General features: G+C 59.1%; 5 protein-coding genes. All 5 read left to right on the top strand.

The genetic code is table 11. From position 1 onward, the window contains the following. Positions 1-653: transporter substrate-binding domain-containing protein (locus Q0629_RS03310; RefSeq protein WP_298778908.1), on the top strand; the 653-nt coding region annotated here is incomplete at its 5' end. A gap of 97 nt (positions 654-750) precedes the next feature. Next, positions 751-1,431, top strand: a complete 681-nt coding sequence (locus tag Q0629_RS03305; protein ID WP_298778906.1) for an amino acid ABC transporter permease — start codon at positions 751-753, stop codon at positions 1,429-1,431. Further along, positions 1,431-2,180: an amino acid ABC transporter ATP-binding protein gene (locus Q0629_RS03300; RefSeq protein WP_298778911.1), complete on the top strand. Its 750-nt coding sequence runs from the start codon at positions 1,431-1,433 to the stop codon at positions 2,178-2,180. The genes Q0629_RS03305 and Q0629_RS03300 overlap by 1 nt, the downstream gene beginning before the upstream one ends. A gap of 62 nt (positions 2,181-2,242) precedes the next feature. Next, entirely contained in the window at positions 2,243-2,545 is a 303-nt protein-coding gene (locus Q0629_RS03295) for a BadF/BadG/BcrA/BcrD ATPase family protein (RefSeq protein ID WP_298778904.1), read from the top strand. Beyond that, on the top strand, positions 2,542-2,739 hold a 198-nt coding region (locus tag Q0629_RS03290; protein ID WP_298778902.1), incomplete at its 3' end, for a hypothetical protein. The genes Q0629_RS03295 and Q0629_RS03290, both read left to right, overlap by 4 nt.

The following is a 2,739-nucleotide window of genomic DNA, read 5'->3' as shown; positions in this document are numbered from 1 at the left end:
AGTTCTGGCATATAGTCGGCGAGAAGTCCGGTTATGATATTCAATTTGTGCGGCTCGACAACCCCGCAACCTTTGCGGAGTTGGACCTGGGACGTGTGGATACCGTAGCGAAACAGATCAGCATCACTCCGGTCCGCCAGCAGAAGTACGATTTCACGCAACCGTTCTTCTTTAGCCCCTACAGTCTGACGGTTAGGGAATCCAACGAGGATGTCAAATCCTGGAAGGACATGGAGGGAAAGACCATTGGTCTGGCCGAGGGCAGCGCTATGAACGAGTTCATAGCGGCTCTGGACCCTGAAAACAAGGTGAAGAAATCCACCTACGAGTCGGGTGGAATCCTCCTTCAGGAGGTTGCCGCGGGACGCGTGGATGCCACTCCCTCCGCTTATCTCATACTGCCTTGGCGCTTGAAGAAAAATCCTGAGCTGAAGCTCAAGTCCGTGGACACTGAGAACCCGATCTACGTTGAGGTCAACGCCTATCCCTTTGCCCGGACCGATCGGGGCCGCACGCTTCTGAAGCTGACGGACGACGTCCTGACGCAGATGTTCGAGGACGGCAGCTACGCCAAACTCTGCGAGAAGTGGTTCGGCATGAACGTCATGGACAGCAAGTATGCGAAGGAGTACCGGGAAAAGCAGGGGAAGTAACCCTGACGCGTGAAAACGCGGATGAGGCGGCAGACCTCCGTTGCCGGATTGTCTGCCGTCTTTTGAATTTCGATAGAAAAAGAGAGGGAGAGAGTCCATGATTTTTCAGTTTGACTATTTCTTAAAGATGTTCTCCATCATCTTTCTGGGCTTCAAAAACACGGTCTCCATGGCGTTCCTTTCGCTCTTTTTCGCCGTGCTGCTCGGGTTTGTCCTCGCGGCGTCCCGATACTATAACATCCCCGTGCTGAAGCAGTTCTCCGTGGTGTTCACCTCCTTTTTTCGCAGCACCCCCTTTATCGCTCAGCTCTTCGTCTTTTATTACGGGTTCGCACAGGTTTCGGCAACCATCAGGGGGCTCTCCAGTTTCTGGGCCGCGGTGATCGTCCTCTCCCTCAGCTTTGCGGCCTACATGGGCGAGAACATCAGAGGGGCCATCAGCTCGGTGGACAGAGGGCAGTTCGAGGCGGGCATCTCCATCGGCATGACCCCGTGGCAGACCATCCGCCGCATCGTGATCCCTCAGGCGGCCCGCGTGGCTCTCCCCGGCATGGTCAATTCCTTCGCCAACCTTTTCAAGTCCACGTCCCTCGCCTTTACGGTCGGCGTCATGGACATGACCTCCTGCGCCAAGAACGAGGTCAACCTGACGTATCGCTACCTGGAGGGGTTCGTCGCCCTGCTCATCGTGTATTGGGTCATCCTCGCCCTCGTTTCCTACGGGCAGTCCCTCCTGGAGCGATATCTGAACAGGCCCTACCTTCAGGAGGCCCGATGATGGAACAAAAGACCGTTCTCACCGTTTCCGGGCTCGTCAAAAAGCTCGGTGTCCTGGAGGTCCTTAAGGGGATCGACTTGACCGCTCAGCGCGGCGAGGTCGTTTCGATCATCGGCCCCTCCGGGACCGGCAAGTCTACGCTCCTGCGCTGCATCAACTTCCTGGAAAAACCCACCTGCGGCAGCATCGCCATCGGCGATGTCGTGGTGCGGGAGCCAGGGGGAAGCCGCAAGGACATCACCCGCCTGCGCAGCCGGACCGCCATGGTGTTCCAGAACTACAACCTGTTCCGCAACAAGACGGCGCTGCAGAACGTCATGGAGCCCATGACGCAGGTGCAGGGCGTCCCTGAGGCTGAGGCGCGGGAGGAAGCTCTGCGCATTTTGCGGGTCATCGGACTGGAGGAGAAGAAGGACTCCTATCCAGCCCACCTGTCCGGAGGGCAGCAGCAGCGCGTCGGCATCGGCCGGGCCATGGCGGTAAAGCCGGAGGTCATGTTATTCGACGAGCCCACGTCGTCCCTGGACCCGGAGCTGTTGGGCGAGGTGCTGGAGCTCATCCGTTCTCTCGCGGCCAGGCACACGACGACGATGCTGATCGTGACCCACGAGATGCGCTTCGCCCGGGAGGTTTCCGACCGCATCCTGTTCATGGACGGGGGTTATATCCTGCAGCAGGGAAGCCCGGAGGATATCTTTGGCAGCGACAACCCGCGCGTTCAAAAGTTCATCCATCGCATGAACACGTGAGCCGAAGCCAATTCGCGCTAAAAAGGACTTGGCCCCCGCACAGGGGCAGGGGGGTACATCACATGCTCTACGCAGGCATCGACATCGGCGGCCAGGACACCAAGGTGATCCTCGTCAGAAGAGGCCGCGTCGCGGACTTCATCATGAACGACAAGTGCTCCGCCGGGACGGGCAAGTTCCTGGAGATCATGGCCAACCGCATGGGGGTTACCCTGCCGGAGCTATTCGAGTTGGCGGAGCGCGGACGGGAGATCACGATCTCCTCCATGTGCACGGTCTTCGCCGAGTCCGAGATCGTGAGCCTGATGGGGCAGGGCACGCCGCGGGAGGACATCGCCTGCGGCGCCGCCCTGCTGAGCAAATGAACCTGTTTGAAAGGCTGGAGGAGCAGCGCCGCGAGGCCTACGTCCGCGCCGTGCTGCGGGCCCCCGGGACGGACGATGTCGTGGGCGTCATCGGAAGCTGTTGGCGGCGTGTTCGCGCCGTTTGTGTGATCGTATCTATTTTTCAGGGAGAGTGGTCAGTGATGAGAAAGTGGAACAGGTCTTTGCTTGCGGTG

This window comes from uncultured Fretibacterium sp. (assembly GCF_938030725.1).
In the GTDB taxonomy this organism is placed as follows: domain Bacteria; phylum Synergistota; class Synergistia; order Synergistales; family Aminobacteriaceae; genus Fretibacterium.
The sequence above is the reverse complement of the archived record's forward strand: the minus strand, read 5'-3'. Positions and strand labels throughout refer to the sequence as shown.